General features: G+C 46.1%; 14 protein-coding genes. 6 read left to right on the top strand and 8 right to left on the bottom strand.

Features of this window, described 5'->3' with window-relative positions:
- Positions 1-107 precede the first annotated feature (107 nt).
- A complete protein-coding gene (locus DB398_RS03815) occupies positions 108-3,230 on the top strand; it encodes a SusC/RagA family TonB-linked outer membrane protein (RefSeq protein WP_108423075.1) in 3,123 nt (1,040 codons plus the stop codon).
- Between the two features lie 10 nt (positions 3,231-3,240).
- Positions 3,241-4,722, top strand: coding sequence for a SusD/RagB family nutrient-binding outer membrane lipoprotein (locus DB398_RS03810; RefSeq protein ID WP_108423074.1), 1,482 nt, complete (start codon positions 3,241-3,243; stop codon positions 4,720-4,722).
- A 74-nt stretch (positions 4,723-4,796) separates the two neighbouring features.
- On the opposite strand, the gene DB398_RS03805 is transcribed toward DB398_RS03810, so the two are convergent.
- The 8 genes from DB398_RS03805 to DB398_RS03770 all read right to left on the bottom strand — a co-directional run bounded on the left by DB398_RS03805 (position 4,797) and on the right by DB398_RS03770 (position 12,686).
- Entirely contained in the window at positions 4,797-5,939 is a 1,143-nt protein-coding gene (locus tag DB398_RS03805; RefSeq protein WP_234416034.1) for a C40 family peptidase, read from the bottom strand.
- A 103-nt stretch (positions 5,940-6,042) separates the two neighbouring features.
- Entirely contained in the window at positions 6,043-7,089 is a 1,047-nt protein-coding gene (locus DB398_RS03800; RefSeq protein WP_108423072.1) for a pyridoxal phosphate-dependent aminotransferase family protein, read from the bottom strand.
- Positions 7,089-8,099, bottom strand: coding sequence for a dipeptide epimerase (locus DB398_RS03795; RefSeq protein ID WP_108423071.1), 1,011 nt, complete (start codon positions 8,097-8,099; stop codon positions 7,089-7,091). The genes DB398_RS03800 and DB398_RS03795 overlap by 1 nt, the downstream gene beginning before the upstream one ends.
- 109 nt (positions 8,100-8,208) lie before the next feature.
- Positions 8,209-8,931 carry a head GIN domain-containing protein gene (locus DB398_RS03790; protein ID WP_108423070.1) on the bottom strand — a complete coding sequence of 241 codons (723 nt, stop codon included), beginning with the start codon at positions 8,929-8,931 and terminating at the stop codon, positions 8,209-8,211.
- A 157-nt stretch (positions 8,932-9,088) separates the two neighbouring features.
- Positions 9,089-10,813 (bottom strand): PspC domain-containing protein, encoded by a 1,725-nt coding sequence (locus DB398_RS03785; protein ID WP_108423069.1) that lies wholly within the window; start codon positions 10,811-10,813, stop codon positions 9,089-9,091.
- A 10-nt stretch (positions 10,814-10,823) separates the two neighbouring features.
- The gene (locus DB398_RS03780) at positions 10,824-11,153 is read right to left on the bottom strand and encodes a PadR family transcriptional regulator (RefSeq protein WP_072882137.1); all 330 of its coding nucleotides are present in this window, start codon (positions 11,151-11,153) and stop codon (positions 10,824-10,826) included.
- Between the two features lie 256 nt (positions 11,154-11,409).
- The gene (locus tag DB398_RS03775; RefSeq protein ID WP_108423068.1) at positions 11,410-12,204 is read right to left on the bottom strand and encodes a nuclear transport factor 2 family protein; all 795 of its coding nucleotides are present in this window, start codon (positions 12,202-12,204) and stop codon (positions 11,410-11,412) included.
- A complete protein-coding gene (locus DB398_RS03770) occupies positions 12,204-12,686 on the bottom strand; it encodes a DUF4870 domain-containing protein (protein WP_108423067.1) in 483 nt (160 codons plus the stop codon). Before DB398_RS03770 ends, DB398_RS03775 begins: the two co-directional genes overlap by 1 nt.
- Before the next feature lie 167 nt (positions 12,687-12,853).
- Here DB398_RS03770 and DB398_RS03765 point away from each other — a divergent pair, with 167 nt between their 5' ends.
- From DB398_RS03765 to DB398_RS03750, 4 genes are all read left to right on the top strand, one after another.
- Positions 12,854-13,309: a DUF4442 domain-containing protein gene (locus tag DB398_RS03765; protein ID WP_108423066.1), complete on the top strand. Its 456-nt coding sequence runs from the start codon at positions 12,854-12,856 to the stop codon at positions 13,307-13,309.
- A gap of 193 nt (positions 13,310-13,502) precedes the next feature.
- Positions 13,503-14,303: a TIGR00266 family protein gene (locus tag DB398_RS03760; protein WP_108423065.1), complete on the top strand. Its 801-nt coding sequence runs from the start codon at positions 13,503-13,505 to the stop codon at positions 14,301-14,303.
- A gap of 108 nt (positions 14,304-14,411) precedes the next feature.
- Positions 14,412-15,920: a S41 family peptidase gene (locus tag DB398_RS03755; RefSeq protein WP_159076296.1), complete on the top strand. Its 1,509-nt coding sequence runs from the start codon at positions 14,412-14,414 to the stop codon at positions 15,918-15,920.
- Between the two features lie 49 nt (positions 15,921-15,969).
- Positions 15,970-16,623, top strand: coding sequence for a DUF2461 domain-containing protein (locus tag DB398_RS03750; protein WP_108423063.1), 654 nt, complete (start codon positions 15,970-15,972; stop codon positions 16,621-16,623).
- Position 16,624 lies beyond the last annotated feature (1 nt).

Genomic DNA, 16,624 nt, shown 5'->3' with positions numbered 1-16,624 from the left:
TTGCACAAAACGGCATTATTTTTATATGATGAACATTTTTTTACTTAAATGTTTGATTTGTAAAATTTTTTGGGCAATTTTCAGAAGTATTAACACAAACTAAAGAAATGAAAAGCATTTATTTAACATTTGTTGCAGTGTTTTCTTGCATTGCCGCTTTTGGACAGACCATTTCAGGTACGGTTTCCGATACTTCGGGTACACCACTGCCTGGGGTGACCATTGTGGTAAGTGGCTCGAACAACGGGACAACTACTGATTTTGATGGAAAATACACCATCAATGCCACTAGTGGTCAGGTACTTAGATTTTCCTATTTGGGAATGACCACCAAAGATGTAACGGTCGGTTCAGCAACCACACTCGATGTAGTGTTGGAAGAGGACTCCACACAGCTCGACGAGGTTGTGGTGACCGCATTTGGTGTGGAGCAAAAGCAGAAATCCCTGGGATATTCTGTTACGAAGGTAAACACCGAGGACCTTAATCTGGCTGGCCAGTCCAACCCGATTGAAAGCCTTCAGGGTCGAGTTGCCGGGGTGCAGATCAATAGGTCTTCCGGTACTTCGGGAGGTGGTGTTGACATTTTGATCAGGGGGGTTACCTCTGTCAACCCAAACAGGAGCAACCAACCTTTGATCATCGTGGATGGTCTTGCCCTGGACAATGACACCTTTTCCGGGGAAGTTAGGCCCAGTGCAGGTTCCAATTCACCCAACAGTTCGGAACAGTTCGCCTTTTCGAACAGGGCCGGTGACTTGAACCCCGAGGATATAGAGAGCTTCAACGTACTGAAAGGAGCTGCGGCGACTGCACTTTATGGGGTAAGGGCTGCCAATGGCGCGATTGTCATTACTACCAAAAAAGGGAAGCAAGGAAAGGCAAAGATCAATATATCGGCCTCAACAACTTTCCGGAATGTAAAAACAACGCCAACGCTCCAAACCAAATATCGGGAAGGTTTTGGTGGCGCGCCCAGAACACTCTATGATCCCACTTCAGAAACAGGGTTCAATAGGGTCCAGAACTCAACATCGTTCTATTCATGGGGCCCGGAATATGCCTTGGATTCCTATGATTTGGGTGGGGGCAACATAGTTGACCTTTCCGATGATAGGTTCTACAGCCCATACGATATCTTCAGGACCGGATTCAATTCCCAGCTCAACCTTAATTTGAGCGGTGCCAGTGACCGGTTGAACTATTATTTCTCCATGGGAAACAATAGTGAGCAAGGGGTATTGCCAAACACGGATTACAAAAAGAACAATTTCAGGTTGAAGGCCGGATATAAAGTGACGGACAACTTTAACATAGACGGTTCCATATCATTCACCAATTCTGGAGGCAAGCGGGCAAATGGAGGTGACAAATCCGTGATGAGTGCCTTGTACTATTTTGCAGGGACATTCCCCATAAACGATTATCAGAATGCCGATGGCAGTGAAAGGGATTATTCCTTTGGAATCATTGATAACCCAAGGTATTTGCTGGAAACCAGCACCTTGGAGGACGACGTGAACCGTTGGATAGGGAACACGACCCTTACATGGTCTCCCATGGATTGGGTAACCATCACCTACGCGGCACAGATAGACAACTATTCCGATGCAAGGAACCGATATGTGGGGCCTGATCTGGATGGAGGTTCGCAAGTGGGTGGTTTCATTTTGGAGCAAAATGTAAACTTCACGGGTCTGGAGTCCAATTTCTTGGTGGCCATGAACAAGGCTTGGTCCGATGATTTCACCACAGACCTTACCTTGGGGCACCAATTGTCCGATTCCAAAAGATCTTATTTGGAAGCAAGGGGAGAGGGGTTGAACGTGCCCGGAGTGAATGAGATTGGGAACACCACCAACTTTTTTATCAATAAGGAAATAGTCCAGCTCAGAAATGTTGGGGTGTTTGGCGAACTCAAATTTGGATACAAGGATAAATTGTTCTTATCACTGACCGGTAGGAACGACTGGGTTTCCACCCTGCCAAAAGAGAACAGATCGTTTTTTTATCCCTCAGTGAGTTTGGCCTACGATGTATCTGACCTATTCGGTGACAATGATATTTTCACCTTCGGGAAACTTAGGGCTTCTTGGGCCGAAGTTGGTAAAGGACCTGGCTTTGGTGATGTTGGACAGTATTTTGTTGTAGATAGCGACTTTCCGTTCGGAGGTGTCGGAGGATACCGAAGAAGCACCCTTTTGGGAGATTTGGACATTGTGCCTGAAAGAAACCAGTCCACTGAGGTTGGGGCAGATCTTAGGTTCTTGAAAGATAGGATCCGATTGGATTATGCCTACTACAACACACGGGTCAAAGACCAGATATTTACGGTGGGCACCGCTTATTCCTCAGGACTTTCGGGAATCACCAGAAATGCCGGGGATTATGAAATCTTTGGACATGAGTTCCTATTGAGCGCGGACATCATCCGAAACCAAGACCTTAGATGGGAAGTGATCCTCAACTGGTCCACCAGTGAAGGAAAAGTGCTGGAAATCCCTGAAGATATTGAATCCGTGGTTTTTGCCGACTCTGGATTTACCGGTATAACCTCAGAAGTGAGGGCCGGGGACAAAATGGGCAACCTGTACGGCTACAAATGGCGATATGAAAATGGGGAGCGATATATTGGGGCCAACGGTTATCCTGTCATAAACATAGACGAAAGGGTAGTGGTCGGAAACGCTTTCCCGGATTTCATTTCTTCATTGGGGAGCAATTTCAAATACAAGGGAATTGGCTTCAACTTTCTATTGGAATGGAAAAAAGGAGGAGATCTGTATGATGCAGGTATTCGGAATGCCATTCGGAACGGAACGCCACAAAGTACTATTGAAAGATACGTCAATGTGGTCCTGGACGGTGTGATGGACGATGGAAGTGGTGGTTTTGTACCCAATACGACCGAAGCCCTGATAGATGAGAACTATTATAGGGATTCCAATGTGTACAACCGTGCCGCTGAGGTTTTGGTACAAGATGCTTCTTGGGTAAAACTGCGAAACGTTTCCCTTTCCTATGACTTTCAGAGCAGGTTCATCAAAGATTTGAATCTGGACAAGGTGAGCATATCTGCCAGTGCGAACAACATCCTTCTTTGGACGCCTTTTGATGGATATGACCCAGAGGGGAACCAATACAGTGCAGGAAGTAACGTATATGGATTCACTGGATTGAACATACCATTGGCCGAAAGCTATTCTTTTGGATTGAACATTGCATTTTAAAAAAAGAACTATGAAAAAAATACATATAATAAAGGCATTTCTACTATTCTCCGCAGTGGCCTATGTGGGGTGTAGCGAAGATTATTTTGATGTGAACACGCCTTCCAATACAGCGCCATTGGAAGATTTACGCATGCAGGACCTAATGGCGCCGGCCATCCACAGTACGTTGGAGGGGCAGAGGTCGGCAGAACTTGCTTTTGGCAACTATGTGCAGAATTTTGTGAGCACTGGCGGTGGTGCTGCAGGGCAGACCTCTGCCGATGGACTTTGGAGCCAAGTCTATCTCTATGTGCTGCCCAATCTTGAAGCAGCCAAGGAAAAGGCGGTAGAGAACGGGGCCACGCATATTGAAGCCATAGCGGACATCCTTATCGCGGCCAATATAGGTATGGCCACGGATACATGGGACAATATTCCCTATTCCGATGCTACGCAGGGCCCAGATAATAACTTTGCGAGTTTTGATACACAAGAGCAAATTTACGATGAGGTGTTCATCCTATTGGATGGTGCCATAGCAAAATTGAGCGCACCCGATACCTCTGGTTTTGGGCTGGGTTCATCAGATCTGATCTATGATGGGGATGTGGAAAAATGGCTAAGGGCAGCCTATTCCCTAAAGGCCCGTTATCAGTTGCACTTGGTGAACAAGGGCGTGGTCACGGCCGCAGAAGTACTTTCAACGGTACAAAATGGATTTACGTCCAATGACGACAACTTCGCCATGTACTATAATGAGAAGAATATCAATCCATGGTATTCTGAAGAGATATTGGCCAGGAATACAGGTAACTTGAGCAAGGACATAGCCAGCCAATTGGTAAGCTCCATGAACGGGGATTACTATCCTTTCTTGGGAGGTGTTGTGGAAATCGACCCACGACTGCCTTTGTTTGCCGAAAATGGCGATGAGGCCGAGTACAAAGGATTTGTCAGTGGTGGTGGAGGTATAGCTCCAGATGGCACTGATGCCAATACCCGTTTCAGGGAGGACGGATTTTATACCAGTGTGGACTCCCCACTCATCCTCATCAGCTATGCTGAAGTACTTTTCATAAGAGCAGAGGCCGCATTTTTGGCCAATGGGGGGACCGAGACCAGTGTTGGTTCCAATGCCGCAGCTTATACAGCCTACATAGATGGAATAGCCGCCAGTATGGAAATGTATGATGTGGACGGTGAGGACTATATGGCAGATGCCGCCATCGATGTGGGTGAAGGTGCACTGATGCTACACCACATCATGAAGGAAAAATACATCCATAACTTCTTAAACCCAGAGACTTTTGTGGATTACAGGAGATATGATTTTTCTGATGATGTATTTACCGGATTGCAGATCAGAAGCGAAGAGGAAAGTGCAGACACCGAGTTCCCCGGACAATGGTTCAGAAGGGCCAATTACCCTTCCACGGAACTTACCAGGAACGAAGCCAACGTATTGGCCAACCAACAGGATCCCGTGGTTCCCGTTTGGTGGGACGAATAGGCTCTCACGAGTTAGTCATGAATGCAAAAAGGCCATCCAAACGGATGGCCTTTTTTATGTGTGTTCACTAGATCTTAAAAAACATCTTGTTCCGTCAAGTAAAGGAGACCTTCATCCTTTTGGTTCAGGATACGTTTGCTTCTTAAATAACGGTCATAATTGTATTCGTCAAAATTGTCCGAACTTTTGTCCATACTGCTGATGTGGACATTCCCGGCGGAATGGATAAATTCATTGTTCCCGATCCACATACCCACATGGACCACCCTTTCCGAAGTGGAATCCGTGGCTTTTCTTCCAAAAAAGAGCAGATCTCCGGGAATGAGTTTGTCAAACTCCCTTGAATCATCTATCAAACTCCCTTCACGGATCTGTTGCGAGGCATCACGGGGGATGATCATGCCGTTCATGAAATACACGGTCTTGGTAAAACCACTGCAATCCACACCTTTTGTGGAGGTGCCTCCCCACAGATAGGGCACGCCCAACATCGTTTTGGAAGTTTCCACCAAGGCTTCTTTGGTAAAGGACAGGTTTGATTTCCAATCCAGATACGGAGACGCCTCGGATTTGGCCACAAAGCCATTTTTTCCATCAGGATATTCCACCTGATAAAAAGTGCCATCTTCGCCAATCCACTTTAGAATATTGCCCGCAACAAGGTCGGATACCACTTGTGCAGCCGCATTTGCTTCGGCAAAAGCATGCCCATAGGTTTGGGTGTAGATCAATTTTTCCGCACCTTGCCAATCTTCGAAATGGGTCTTGTCCATCAACTCGATTCCCCTGCTGTCCACCCATCCCAAATAGTGGTCCGGGGTCTGGATACGGTACCAGCTACCTCGTTTTTGGTACACGTTTACGGGCATTCCCAAAGTTCCTTGGGTCACCATTTCTGCGGAATGGGCAGGGCGGGACCTTAAATTGGCCACGGAAAGAGCTATGGTGCCATATATGTTTCCCTCCAGACTGGCTGAAGGTAGCACCTCCACACTGTCCTGAAACGCAATTTGTTCCTGTTCCAATTGTTTCCGCAAGGCATCCAAAGCTTCTGGAAGGCTTGTACTCCCTTTCAAGGTATATCCTTTAAGGCCTTCTATCACTTCGATATCGAAAAGGGCCACCCGAGTATCGGGAGCGTAGGTGCTTTTGATGGAAGAAATGGCTTCTTCAACTTTGTTGGGTCCTTCCGTATCGGTCTTTGTTTCGCATGCCATGAAAATAAGGGGTAGCAGTGCATAAAAGCAGTATCTTTTTTTAAGGGAGAATTGAAATTTCATTGTAGAACTTGGTTTAATTATTTACAAATGCACTCATCAGCTAACCTTGAAGTGCGTTCAAACAGTTGGCCAATTGTTGGATGTCCTCTTTTTCATGATAGGCGCTCAGGACGATACGGCCCACAATGGGACCGTCCGCATCCGGATAGTTGAAATAGGTGGTGATGAAACCATTTTTCTCCAAAGCCTTGGCCAAATCAGCATCTTCAAACTCATAAGTAGGATGCCCTTCCATGTGCTTGAAAAGGGAAAGATGATGCAATGAATTTCTAAAAAGGGCATCATTTTCCATGAGTTTTGCCCTCCTTTCGGCGTAGATGTCGGTGGCATCCAACAAAGTACCCATGAAAGCGGGTAGGGCAGGGCTTGCTCCTCCAAAAAAAGGTGTATTGCGAAGCAGTTCCACGTCTACCGCGTTACCCAATATGGCCCCGGCCTGAATACCGAGACCTTTGCCCAAGGAACAACAGACCAGCAACTTGGCTGGGTTCAATGTTTTGAGCAGTTCATAACAACCAGCCCCATCTTTTCCCACAACACCGATACCGTGGGAATCATCACCCACAAGCATGATCTTTTCCAAAGGAAGCCTTTTCAGGACATCGAAATGCGGGAACTGGTTCCCAGAAAAATCAATCGTGTCAAAAAGAAGCACAGGCATTGGGCCACCGCTATTGAATTCTTTCAGGAGATGATTGCTAAGTTCTTCAAAGCTCTCCGTTCTAATCACCCCGTTCAAATGGAGCGCAGTGTGGGCATTGGGAGCGGCAAACAAGGAGTGTCCTTGCTGCACTAGGGTCTGGATGACCAATTGGGCGGCCAAATATCCAGAGGATAGGGTAAGGCAACTTTCCGCCCCGACCCATTTAGCCAAATGGTCCTCTGCAATTCCATAGATGTCCAAAAAAACATTGGATTTTCTTGACGCTCCATAATGCATGCCATAGCGTTCCACATTTTTGGAAAAACGCTCCAGAAAAGGAGGATGGGATTGAAGTCCCAGATAGGCGGTGCCTCCAAAATAGAGGTATGTTTTGCCTTCCACTTGGACCAATCGGTTGGGTATGCGGGCAATGGAATGCGCCATTAGAGCAGTTCTATCCCGCTTCCGGGAAGTTTGGGAAAAATGACCTTTCCATCATCCAAAATTTGGACTCCGCGGGCAATGTCGTGTTTGAGCAAAAGCGAACCGTCCATATCCACATAGTCCAATTGGGGGGTCAGTTGTGCAATGGCGGAAATTCCGACGGAGGATTCCGTCATGCAGCCCACCATGATCTTCAGTCCCAGTTCTTTTCCTTTCTGGATCATGCGTCGGGCGGGAGTGAGCCCACCACATTTGGTCAGTTTGATGTTGATGCCATGGAAGTAGGGGCCGCATTTTTCCACATCGCTTTCCACGATGCAACTTTCATCGGCGATCACGGGCAGTGCGGAATGGGCTTTCACTTTTGCCATGCCTTCCCAGTCATCGGCCTTGAGGGGCTGTTCCAAAAATTCGACACCAAGGTCCTTCAGCAGCGGTGCATTTTGGATGGTTTCCTCCGCAGTCCATGCGCAATTGGCATCAATACGGAATATACTGTCAGTATGTTTACGGAGCTCCCGTACTATGGCCACATCATCCTGGGTGCCCAGTTTGATCTTGTAAACAGGCCATGGTTTTTCCCTGAGCTTTTCCACCATCTTTTCAACGGTATCAATCCCGATGGTATAATTGGTGGTGGGGTAGTGGCTGTTATCGGTGCCCCAGATTTCATAAAGAGGTTTGCTCAATAGCTTTCCATAGAGGTCATTGGCAGCAAGGTCCAGCGCGCACAACGTAAATTTTTCAAGCTTCAGGGATTCCAATTGCCGATAGAAATTTTCAGGATCGTCAAAGTCATATCCTTCAATGGCCTTCCTCACCGCTTCAATTTCGGCCGTCATGCTCTCCACGGTAATCTTGTAGTAGGGATTGGAAGTGGCCTCGCCATATCCGGTCTTTCCTTTATGGGAAAGGGCCACGATCATCGTGTCCTGGGTATCGTGCGATTCTCTGGATATGGTAAAGGTATGGGCGAGTTGTAAGGTGTATTTTTTGATTGCTATCTGCATGGATCTTTCTTTTTTATCATCCTGCTAAGATAGGGCTTCGGGCCTACTTATTAAAGACAAAGGCCCACCGAATTCAGGTAGGCCTTTTGTTTTTTTGAAAGGTGGGATGCTAGTATTTGCGCACGCTTCCCGAAACCGATTTTTTGGTCTCCACACTGGCATCCCCGGTGTAGGAGATGTCGGCACCGCTGCTGGCATCGGCCACCAAGGATTCGGATACGTTTACGGAAATATCGGCACCGCTACTGGCATCGGCGTGGCAGGTCTTTACGGTTAGGTCCCTAGCTTTGATGTCGGAGCCACTACTGGCATCGGCATAGAGCATATCTGCCTTACCTGCTATTCGGATATCCGCACCACTACTGGCATTGGCAGAGATTTCATCGGCCACCACTTCTACCTGAAGGTCCGAGCCGCTACTGGCATCAAGGTCTATCTTCCCGGTCTCGATGATGTTCTTGACGGTAAGGTCGGCCCCACTGGAGCTTTCCAATGCATCCACATTGCGAAGGGTCACGTACACATTCTTGGTGGCCCTTCCGATGTTCTCTATGGCATGGATTTTCAGTTTTCCATCCTTCACATCCGTTCCGATCAGTTCAATGATGTTCTCATCGGCCTCAACGGTGATCTTGTACTCCGCGCCTTGGGTAACGAACACATCGATTCCTTCTGAAGCGGATACGATGGTGAAATCTTCATCCACGTTCCGGGTTTCTTCTACGACTTCGCCGTTGCCGGTCTTGCCGCTCCCAAAGTTCATGTCCATCATACAGGATGAGGTGAACAAGGATAGTAGTGCTGCGATTGCTAATCTTGCTAGTGTTGTCATGATTGTTGTTTTTTGTGCCGGTCAGACCGGACACTTGTTATTGATTGATTAAGTTGTGATCTGCACTGAAATTCAACAGTGTAAATGTCCTTTTTTATAGGTGTGATATGAATTAATATGTACCCAATTGTGGAATTTGAACTCCCAATTGTAGCTTTTAGTTTCCGGCCTTTACCTTGATGCCGTCTTCATTGATCTTCATTTCGAAGGAATCCTTCTCATCCTTGATGTTGATATCGATGCCATCTTCATTGATGATGATCTTGCCATTTCCATCCCTCTCATCATCGCCCTTTTCTTCGGGGCAGTCCTGACACTTCAGTTCTCCATCTTTGCCCATCAACCAAACATGGCCCACAATGCTGTTTCTGTAAAAATCCATGTCGTTGGCTATGCCATGGCCCATATGGTACCTAGTGGATTCCTCGAACAGTACCATTTTGCCCTCGGGGATATAGATGGTGGCGGTCACTTCTTGGTTCCTGGCCTTGTTGGAAACATCGGTGATGAGGTATTCATCCAAAATGACCTCGTTGCCAGAGAGTTCGTAGCCATAGTTGATGTTCTTGGCCCTATCCCTGGCGGCCCGTGAAGAGCTGCCGTTGGAATCTTTTCGAATGGAGAGGGAAACGATGGTATCCTCTGCCTTTTTCACATTGATGTCCACCTCATCGGAAATGAGCACCCGATTGTCCTCCTTATCGTAGGCAAAGGACATGCGTCCAAAATGAACATCGTCCCTCGTATATTCATAGCCAGGATTCTTCATTCGGATAACAAGCGTATCGGTCACGTTTTCCATGACCAGTTGGCCCTGTTCGTGCACACTGCCTGTGTTCGAAAATTCCGCGGCCTGACGGATGCCAAGGGCAATCAGGGCCCCAACGGAGATCAACCAAAGTCCCAAAAGGGAGAATTTGGCAATGTTACCGATGGATTTCAAATTGGTCACCAAAATCTTCAGTCCGAGATATAGGACAAAGAAAAAGGGAATGCCGACGGCAAAGAACATGAGCAGGGATACTACCCAAACAGGTGCTCCAGTAGTGTTCACGATCTCATAGAAATCCACTCCGGGGAAATGTATCGCATCGAACATACCCACAGTGAACAGCCCGAAGAACAAGCCGATAAGGGTAGATGCCCCGATAAGGATCAGCAATATGCCAATGAACTTGCCAAATACCTTGAAAAGGAACAGGATAATGTCCCCGATGGTATCAAAAAAGGTCTTGGAGCCGCTTTTGACCTTGTTGCCGACTTTTTCGTAGTCAACGTTTTTTACCTTGTCGGCAACATCATCAAACCCCTCTTTAACTTTGCGTTCTATATTGCTGATGTTGACGGGCTCCCCCCGCATATCCAATTTCTGGGAGGTTGTGGCCGCTTCCGGGACCAATATCCAGAGTAGGATGTAGGCGATAAGCCCAAAACCGGAGGTGAAAACGGCCAGTAGGATAAAGATGATCCTGATCCATATGGCCTCGAAGCCCAAATAGTGTTCCAGACCCGCACACACACCACCAATGTATTTATGGTCGATGTCGCGGTACAATTTTTTGGCTTTCGGATTGGGTTCGGCATAGGTCCTTTTGGGGTCGTCCTCAAAAATGTCCTCGTCCACCATATAATCTTCGGGCTGTCCCATCACATCGATGACTTGGTCCACTTCCTTGTGGGTGATCACCTGTCGCTCGTTTTCCATTTTCTCCAAAAAGAGCTCGGCGATCCTTGCCTCGATGTCGGCTATGATCTCATCGCTTCCCTTGGTACCTGCAAACGACCGTTTGATGGACTCCAGGTACCGTCTCAGCTTGTTGTACGCATCGTCGTCTATGTGGAAGAGCGTATTTGCCAAATTTATATTAACTGTCTTGTTCATTTTTTGATACTTATTTTGTGTTGGTTACCAGATTGACTGCATTTCTTAGTTCGTCCCAGGTGCCGTTGAGTTCCTTGAGGAACAATTGGCCTGTTTCTGTCAGCGCGTAATATTTGCGGGGAGGTCCCGATGTGGATTCTTCCCAACGGTAGTTGAGCAATCCGGCATTTTTCAGCCTTGTGAGCAAAGGGTATATGGTACCTTCCACCACCAGCATCTTTGCGTCCTTCAGGGCATCCAGAATCTCCGAGGCATACTTGTCGTCATCCTTTAGGATGGACAGGATGCAGTATTCCAGGACCCCTTTGCGCATCTGTGCTTTTGTGTTTTCTATGTTCATAACTTCATGGGTCTATTAAATTAACTGTTCGTTTTTGATCGGCCAAACCAGGTCCGGCCTTGTTCCCACTCCGTCCCCTGTGATGAGCAGGGGAGTGGAAACGTTTTTTGATTGATGATTGATTGATGATTGATGAACTTTTTTCGTTTTTTGATTGACCCTTTGCTTCGACTACGCTCAGCATAAACACGCTCAGGGCAAGTTTTTGTTCGTTTTTTGATTGATGATTAAACTCCTTTTATGATTGATGATTATTTTATTCCCTTTGTGCTTCGTCCACAACTTTGTCATTTTCGATAATTTGCATTTTTTCAACACCTCCATTGTCCGATACGATAAATTTAAATTGTACGGGGCGCTCTTTCATAAAAAAGGTGTCCGCTGTTTTTGCGAAGAGTGTCGCCTGCATTTTTTCCGTTACTAACAGAAGCGTACCATTGTCTTTTTTAATCTGAACCGTACCAACTTGCACGGAAGTATAGTTTCCCTCGTATGTGTCCAATATTTCTTCTGACACTGTGATTGCCTCGTTAGGTTCTACGCTTTCCATCAAATGATGGTCATAGCTCAGCTCCCTTTTGATTTTCCAAACGCCATCCACCAGCATCCACACATGGGTGAATTTTGCAATGTCGCCTTTTTGATATTCATTTTTATCGTTCAAGAATTCAAAACGGTGCACCCCATGTTGAATGGCTCCGTACAGTTTCCCATCCTTATGTAGTGGATAAACCTCCAAACTTCCATCGATCAATATCCTTTTTGAATATGGTGGAGCGGAAGAATCTCGCTTTTCACAGTTCTCACGGGTAGGTTTTAGGAACTCTTCGCGCCCATCGGTAAAACCTCCTCGGTCATGGTAGAACTCAAAATCCTCAGTGAACAAAGACTCCATAGTGTCAATGTCGCATCGATTGAAAGCCGCATCGAACAATAGGCTGTCTTTCGACTTTAAGGTTTTATAGAGTTCTGTATCCTCCGCAACCTGCGCATTGGTCATAGCTGTCATTCCAATCAAGGCAAGGGCCAATATGTTTTTGGTCTGGTACATTACTTGATGAATTTAATGGTGAACGGATATTTGAAATATTGTCCCTCATTGGTACGGATCGTGGCCAATATGCTGTACACAATGTTCGCTATGGCCAACCCCACCTGTATGATTCCGGCTATTCCAACGGGCCAGAACAAACGGCCAAACCGAAAATCGTCACTGTCAATATGGATGTTCAGGTTGTTGAGATCGCTCAAACGGTGAAACCCGAACACATCCCAATCAAACAGACCCGGCATGGACCCAATGAAAAAGGGAATGGTGATCAAACCCGCTACAATGGAATAGAGTAGCATGCTGATCTGGAAATTAAGGGCCTGCTTTCCGTTGTAGTCCACAAAATCGTACTGCTTCTTGTTGGACATCCATAGGATCAAGGGGACGATAAAGTTCCCAAAGGGAATAAAATACTTGGAGAACGTGGACGCGTGGATGATCGCGGATAAGTTTCGTTCGTGTTTGGTCAATGTTGCTGCCATTTTTGATTGATGATTTTGATGAATAAAAGGGTAAACCTATTAGCTTACGATGCAAATATATATCCAAAAGACAGTACTATGCAAAACAAAGTACTAATAATTAACTTTTTTTTAACAATTAAACATCGCAGGTTTTTGCCTATTTTTAGGCTTCTTAATCTTAGCTTATGGCACTGACACCCAGTAAAATCAACACCTTTACATTTCTTAAACTCCCGTCGGCCTGGTGGTGCGGCATTCGTCTCAAATATATCGATGAGCAAAAGGCCATCACCACAGTAAGGCACAAATGGATCAATCAAAATCCGTTCAAATCCATGTTTTGGGCCGTGCAGGGCATGGCTGCCGAGCTCAGTACTGGGGCCTTGGTGATGAACGAGATCCAAAAGAGCGGAAAAAGAATCTCGATGTTGGTGGCCAACAACAAGGCGACCTTCACCAAAAAGGCTACGGGACGTATTTCATTTACCTGTGAAGATGGGCCCATGATCGCCGATGCCATCCAAAAAACAGTGGAAACGGGAGAGGGGCAAACCTGCTGGATGAAATCCGTTGGGGTGAATGCGGATGGGATAGAGGTCTCCACTTTTCATTTTGAGTGGACAATTCTGTTGAAGAAATAATTGATACTATCTGTCTTTGTCACCCTGAGCGGAATCGAAGGGTTGAATGGACGGTGAAAGTGAAGGCATAGATATGGTAAAAGTGAATGACAAATGGTAATGATGAAAAGATGATGCCACTTTGTATACAGATAATTGTAACAAAACCCCAAACCGGCCAACATATAAACAGTAATCAAAAAACAATCAAAAAATGAACGCACACGAAATAGACTATCACATTTACGGAGAGGAAATGCAATATGTGGAGATCGAACTAGATCCACAAGAAGCCGTTGTGGCCGAGGCTGGCAGTTTTATGATGATGGATTCGGATATTAAAATGGATACCATCTTCGGGGACGGTTCCAATCAGGATACTGGGGTTTTGGGCAAACTGTTCTCCGCGGGCAAGCGTTTGCTCACCGGTGAAAGCCTGTTCATGACCGCCTTCCTCAATATTGGTCAAGGCAAAAAGCAAGTAAGCTTTGCTTCGCCCTATCCGGGCAAGATCATCCCCATAGACCTTTCGGAAAAAGGAGGGAAGTTCATCTGTCAAAAGGATGCGTTCCTTTGTGCGGCCAAGGGCGTTTCCGTAGGGATAGAATTCTCCAGACGTTTGGGCCGGGGTTTCTTTGGCGGTGAAGGTTTCATCATGCAAAAACTGGAAGGAGATGGGATGGCCTTTGTGCACGCAGGCGGAACCATGGCCAAGAAAGTACTGGCTCCCGGGGAAGTGCTCAAGGTGGATACGGGCTGTATTGTCGGCTTTTCCCAGACCGTGGACTACGACATCGAATTTGTGGGCGGCATCAAAAATACCGTGTTTGGCGGGGAAGGTCTCTTCTTTGCCACCCTTCATGGACCGGGCACCGTTTATATCCAATCCTTGCCATTCAGCCGATTGGCCAGTCGCGTTTGGGCCGCCGCTCCAAAAGGGGGCGGAAAGGACAAGGGCGAGGGCAGTATCTTGGGTGGATTGGGCGACCTGCTGGACGGGGACAACCGATTTTAGGAATAAATCAAAAGAAATTGGATGTTAGGTTTCAAAGCTTAACATCCAATTTTTCATTTAAACCCTTTGGAAACCAATTGCCAAATGATTCAAAAAAGAAGCTTTCCGATGAAACTGAAAACCCTGATTACCATCTTTTGCAGCCTGAATGTGATCATTTCCTTAGCTCAGGATGATGTGCTTACCAAGGAACAGATACAAGGTGATATTGAATTTTTACGAAAGACCCTTAATGACAAATCTTCCTATGTGTATCTGAATGGTTATGACTTTAACAGTGATTTTGACGGTTATCTGAAGAAAATAGGGGATTCCACTCAACTTGAAGATTTTGGCTTTTTTCTGAGCCAAACGCTGGGGAAAATTGGGGACAGGCATTCCTCGATGGCCACCATAAGAGGGTATGACTTGAATGAATCCCTCTTTTTGCCATTCATCTATGCACCGCTCAATGACAAGGTCGTTGTTTTGAATTCGGACCAAGACAACGAATTGGAAATACTTTACCCCCAATTCCCTTTTCTCAAAAAAATCGATGGAACCGATATTCAGGATTTTCTGGAAAAGACACGCCCTGAAGATATAACCGCCCCGAAGCAAACCTATTTCACTTTGGCCGTGAGGGATATTCGGGACATAGAAAAAAATTACAGACTGCTCAACAGACCCTTGCCAAAAGAGATCAAGTTGACACTTTCAGATGGCAATTGGCAAAAGGATACAGTCGTGGTGGTACCTGTAGTTGACAGGTCGGAAAGATTACGCCCCTGGGACGAGAAGTTTGGAGTGGAATATCTTTTTGTGAAGGATGAAGATTACAACAAGCCTGAAATTATCGAGAAGCTTTTCGATATAGAAGACGGTATTGCGTATATCAAGCTCCCTGAAATGGCCGACAAAGAAGAAGCTCCCCTTCTTTTTGAGCGGTTCAATTCATTTATGGAATCCATCAAGGACGATAGCGAAGCATTGATCATCGATGTAAGGAGCAATGGTGGTGGGACCCGTGACTTGCTTTATGAATTTGCAAAGTATATGGTACACCCCGATTCCATCCATGTGGTGAACGCTACCAGACAAAGAGGGCCGATTCCATTACCGGAAGATTACAAACTGAGTTTGAACAATCGATTTTTGTATCCTCTCGATGAACTGACGGAACGGGAGCGGGCAGCTGTTAAAGCGTTTTTGAACACCTTCGAACCGATATATGAACTGGATAATGCCAAGTACAGCGAATATTATTTTGGCCTATTGAACGGAAAAAAATTGACCGGACAATCCTTTTATTATGACAAGCCTGTCTATATCTTAGCGAATGAAAAGACTTTCAGTGCAGCATCCATTTTTGTCTCTGTTTTCAAAGAGTTGCCCAACATGACCATTGTGGGCACAACAACCGATGGCTCCAGTGGCAATAGTGATTGGTTCGATTTGCCCAATTCCAAATTGTTTGGAAAGATCAGTACCATGGTCTCCTTTCAAAAAGATGGGAAAATCCTTGACGGATTCGGTACGGAGCCCGACATAAAAATTGAGCGGGACATAGATCAAATTCTTTGGAAATCCGATACGCAACTGGAAAAATTGAAAGATATCATAAAGGGAAACAACTAAAAGAATCATATCACACATAAGGTCGCATCTAAAATTGACCATAAAGCCCATGAATTTTAAAGACCTGTTCCATTTTCTGGAGGAACTGCAACAAAACAACAATAAGGAATGGATGGATGCGAACCGAAAATGGTACCGCTCCCTTCGACATGATTTCATTGCATGGTTGGACGATTTGGATCTGACCATGGCGCAGTTGCACGACGATTACTATCCTACGTCTGGCAAAAAAGGCATCAACCGCATCAACAACAATCTGATGTTCCACCCGAACAAGCCGGTGTACAAGGACCATTTTGGTGCCGGGTTGGACAAAGCGCCCCAATTGGCCGATTTCTATATTGAGATTGGATTGAAGCAGTGTCTGTTGGCCGGGGGTTTTTGGCGTCCCGACCCCAACACGTTGAGGAGCATTCGGGAGGGTATCGATTATGATGGGGAGGTGTTGCAGGAAATATTGGACAAACCTTCGTTCAAAAAGACGTTTGGGGGTCTGTATGAAGATGAGAAGTTGACCAATGTCCCCAAAGGATTTTCCAACGACCATCCGCATATCGATTTGCTGAAGAACAAGACCTTTGCCGTGGCACATGAATTTTCACGGGAAGAGGTGTTCCGACCCGATTTCAAAGAAAAAATCGTGGAAGTTTATAAGGAAATGCTTCCATTCCGCCGATATTTGAACAAAACCGTAACCGTTTAAA

Source organism: Flagellimonas amoyensis, from assembly GCF_003058265.1.
Classification (GTDB): domain Bacteria; phylum Bacteroidota; class Bacteroidia; order Flavobacteriales; family Flavobacteriaceae; genus Flagellimonas; species Flagellimonas amoyensis.
Note: the sequence above shows the minus strand (reverse complement) of the source record. Positions and strands in the feature narration are given on the sequence as shown.

What these genes read in the sequence shown, in the direction of transcription:
- DB398_RS03765 (WP_108423066.1), top strand. Translation starts at nt 12,854, where the DNA reads ATGGCACTGACACCCAGTAAAATCAACACCTTTACATTTCTTAAACTC.
- DB398_RS03750 (WP_108423063.1), top strand. Translation starts at nt 15,970, where the DNA reads ATGAATTTTAAAGACCTGTTCCATTTTCTGGAGGAACTGCAACAAAAC.
- DB398_RS03760 (WP_108423065.1), top strand. Translation starts at nt 13,503, where the DNA reads ATGAACGCACACGAAATAGACTATCACATTTACGGAGAGGAAATGCAA.
- DB398_RS03810 (WP_108423074.1), top strand. Translation starts at nt 3,241, where the DNA reads ATGAAAAAAATACATATAATAAAGGCATTTCTACTATTCTCCGCAGTG.
- DB398_RS03795 (WP_108423071.1), bottom strand. Translation starts at nt 8,099, where the DNA reads ATGCAGATAGCAATCAAAAAATACACCTTACAACTCGCCCATACCTTT.
- DB398_RS03755 (WP_159076296.1), top strand. Translation starts at nt 14,412, where the DNA reads ATGAAACTGAAAACCCTGATTACCATCTTTTGCAGCCTGAATGTGATC.
- DB398_RS03785 (WP_108423069.1), bottom strand. Translation starts at nt 10,813, where the DNA reads ATGAACAAGACAGTTAATATAAATTTGGCAAATACGCTCTTCCACATA.
- DB398_RS03800 (WP_108423072.1), bottom strand. Translation starts at nt 7,089, where the DNA reads ATGGCGCATTCCATTGCCCGCATACCCAACCGATTGGTCCAAGTGGAA.
- DB398_RS03790 (WP_108423070.1), bottom strand. Translation starts at nt 8,931, where the DNA reads ATGACAACACTAGCAAGATTAGCAATCGCAGCACTACTATCCTTGTTC.
- DB398_RS03805 (WP_234416034.1), bottom strand. Translation starts at nt 5,939, where the DNA reads ATGGCATGCGAAACAAAGACCGATACGGAAGGACCCAACAAAGTTGAA.
- DB398_RS03775 (WP_108423068.1), bottom strand. Translation starts at nt 12,204, where the DNA reads ATGTACCAGACCAAAAACATATTGGCCCTTGCCTTGATTGGAATGACA.
- DB398_RS03780 (WP_072882137.1), bottom strand. Translation starts at nt 11,153, where the DNA reads ATGAACATAGAAAACACAAAAGCACAGATGCGCAAAGGGGTCCTGGAA.
- DB398_RS03770 (WP_108423067.1), bottom strand. Translation starts at nt 12,686, where the DNA reads ATGGCAGCAACATTGACCAAACACGAACGAAACTTATCCGCGATCATC.
- DB398_RS03815 (WP_108423075.1), top strand. Translation starts at nt 108, where the DNA reads ATGAAAAGCATTTATTTAACATTTGTTGCAGTGTTTTCTTGCATTGCC.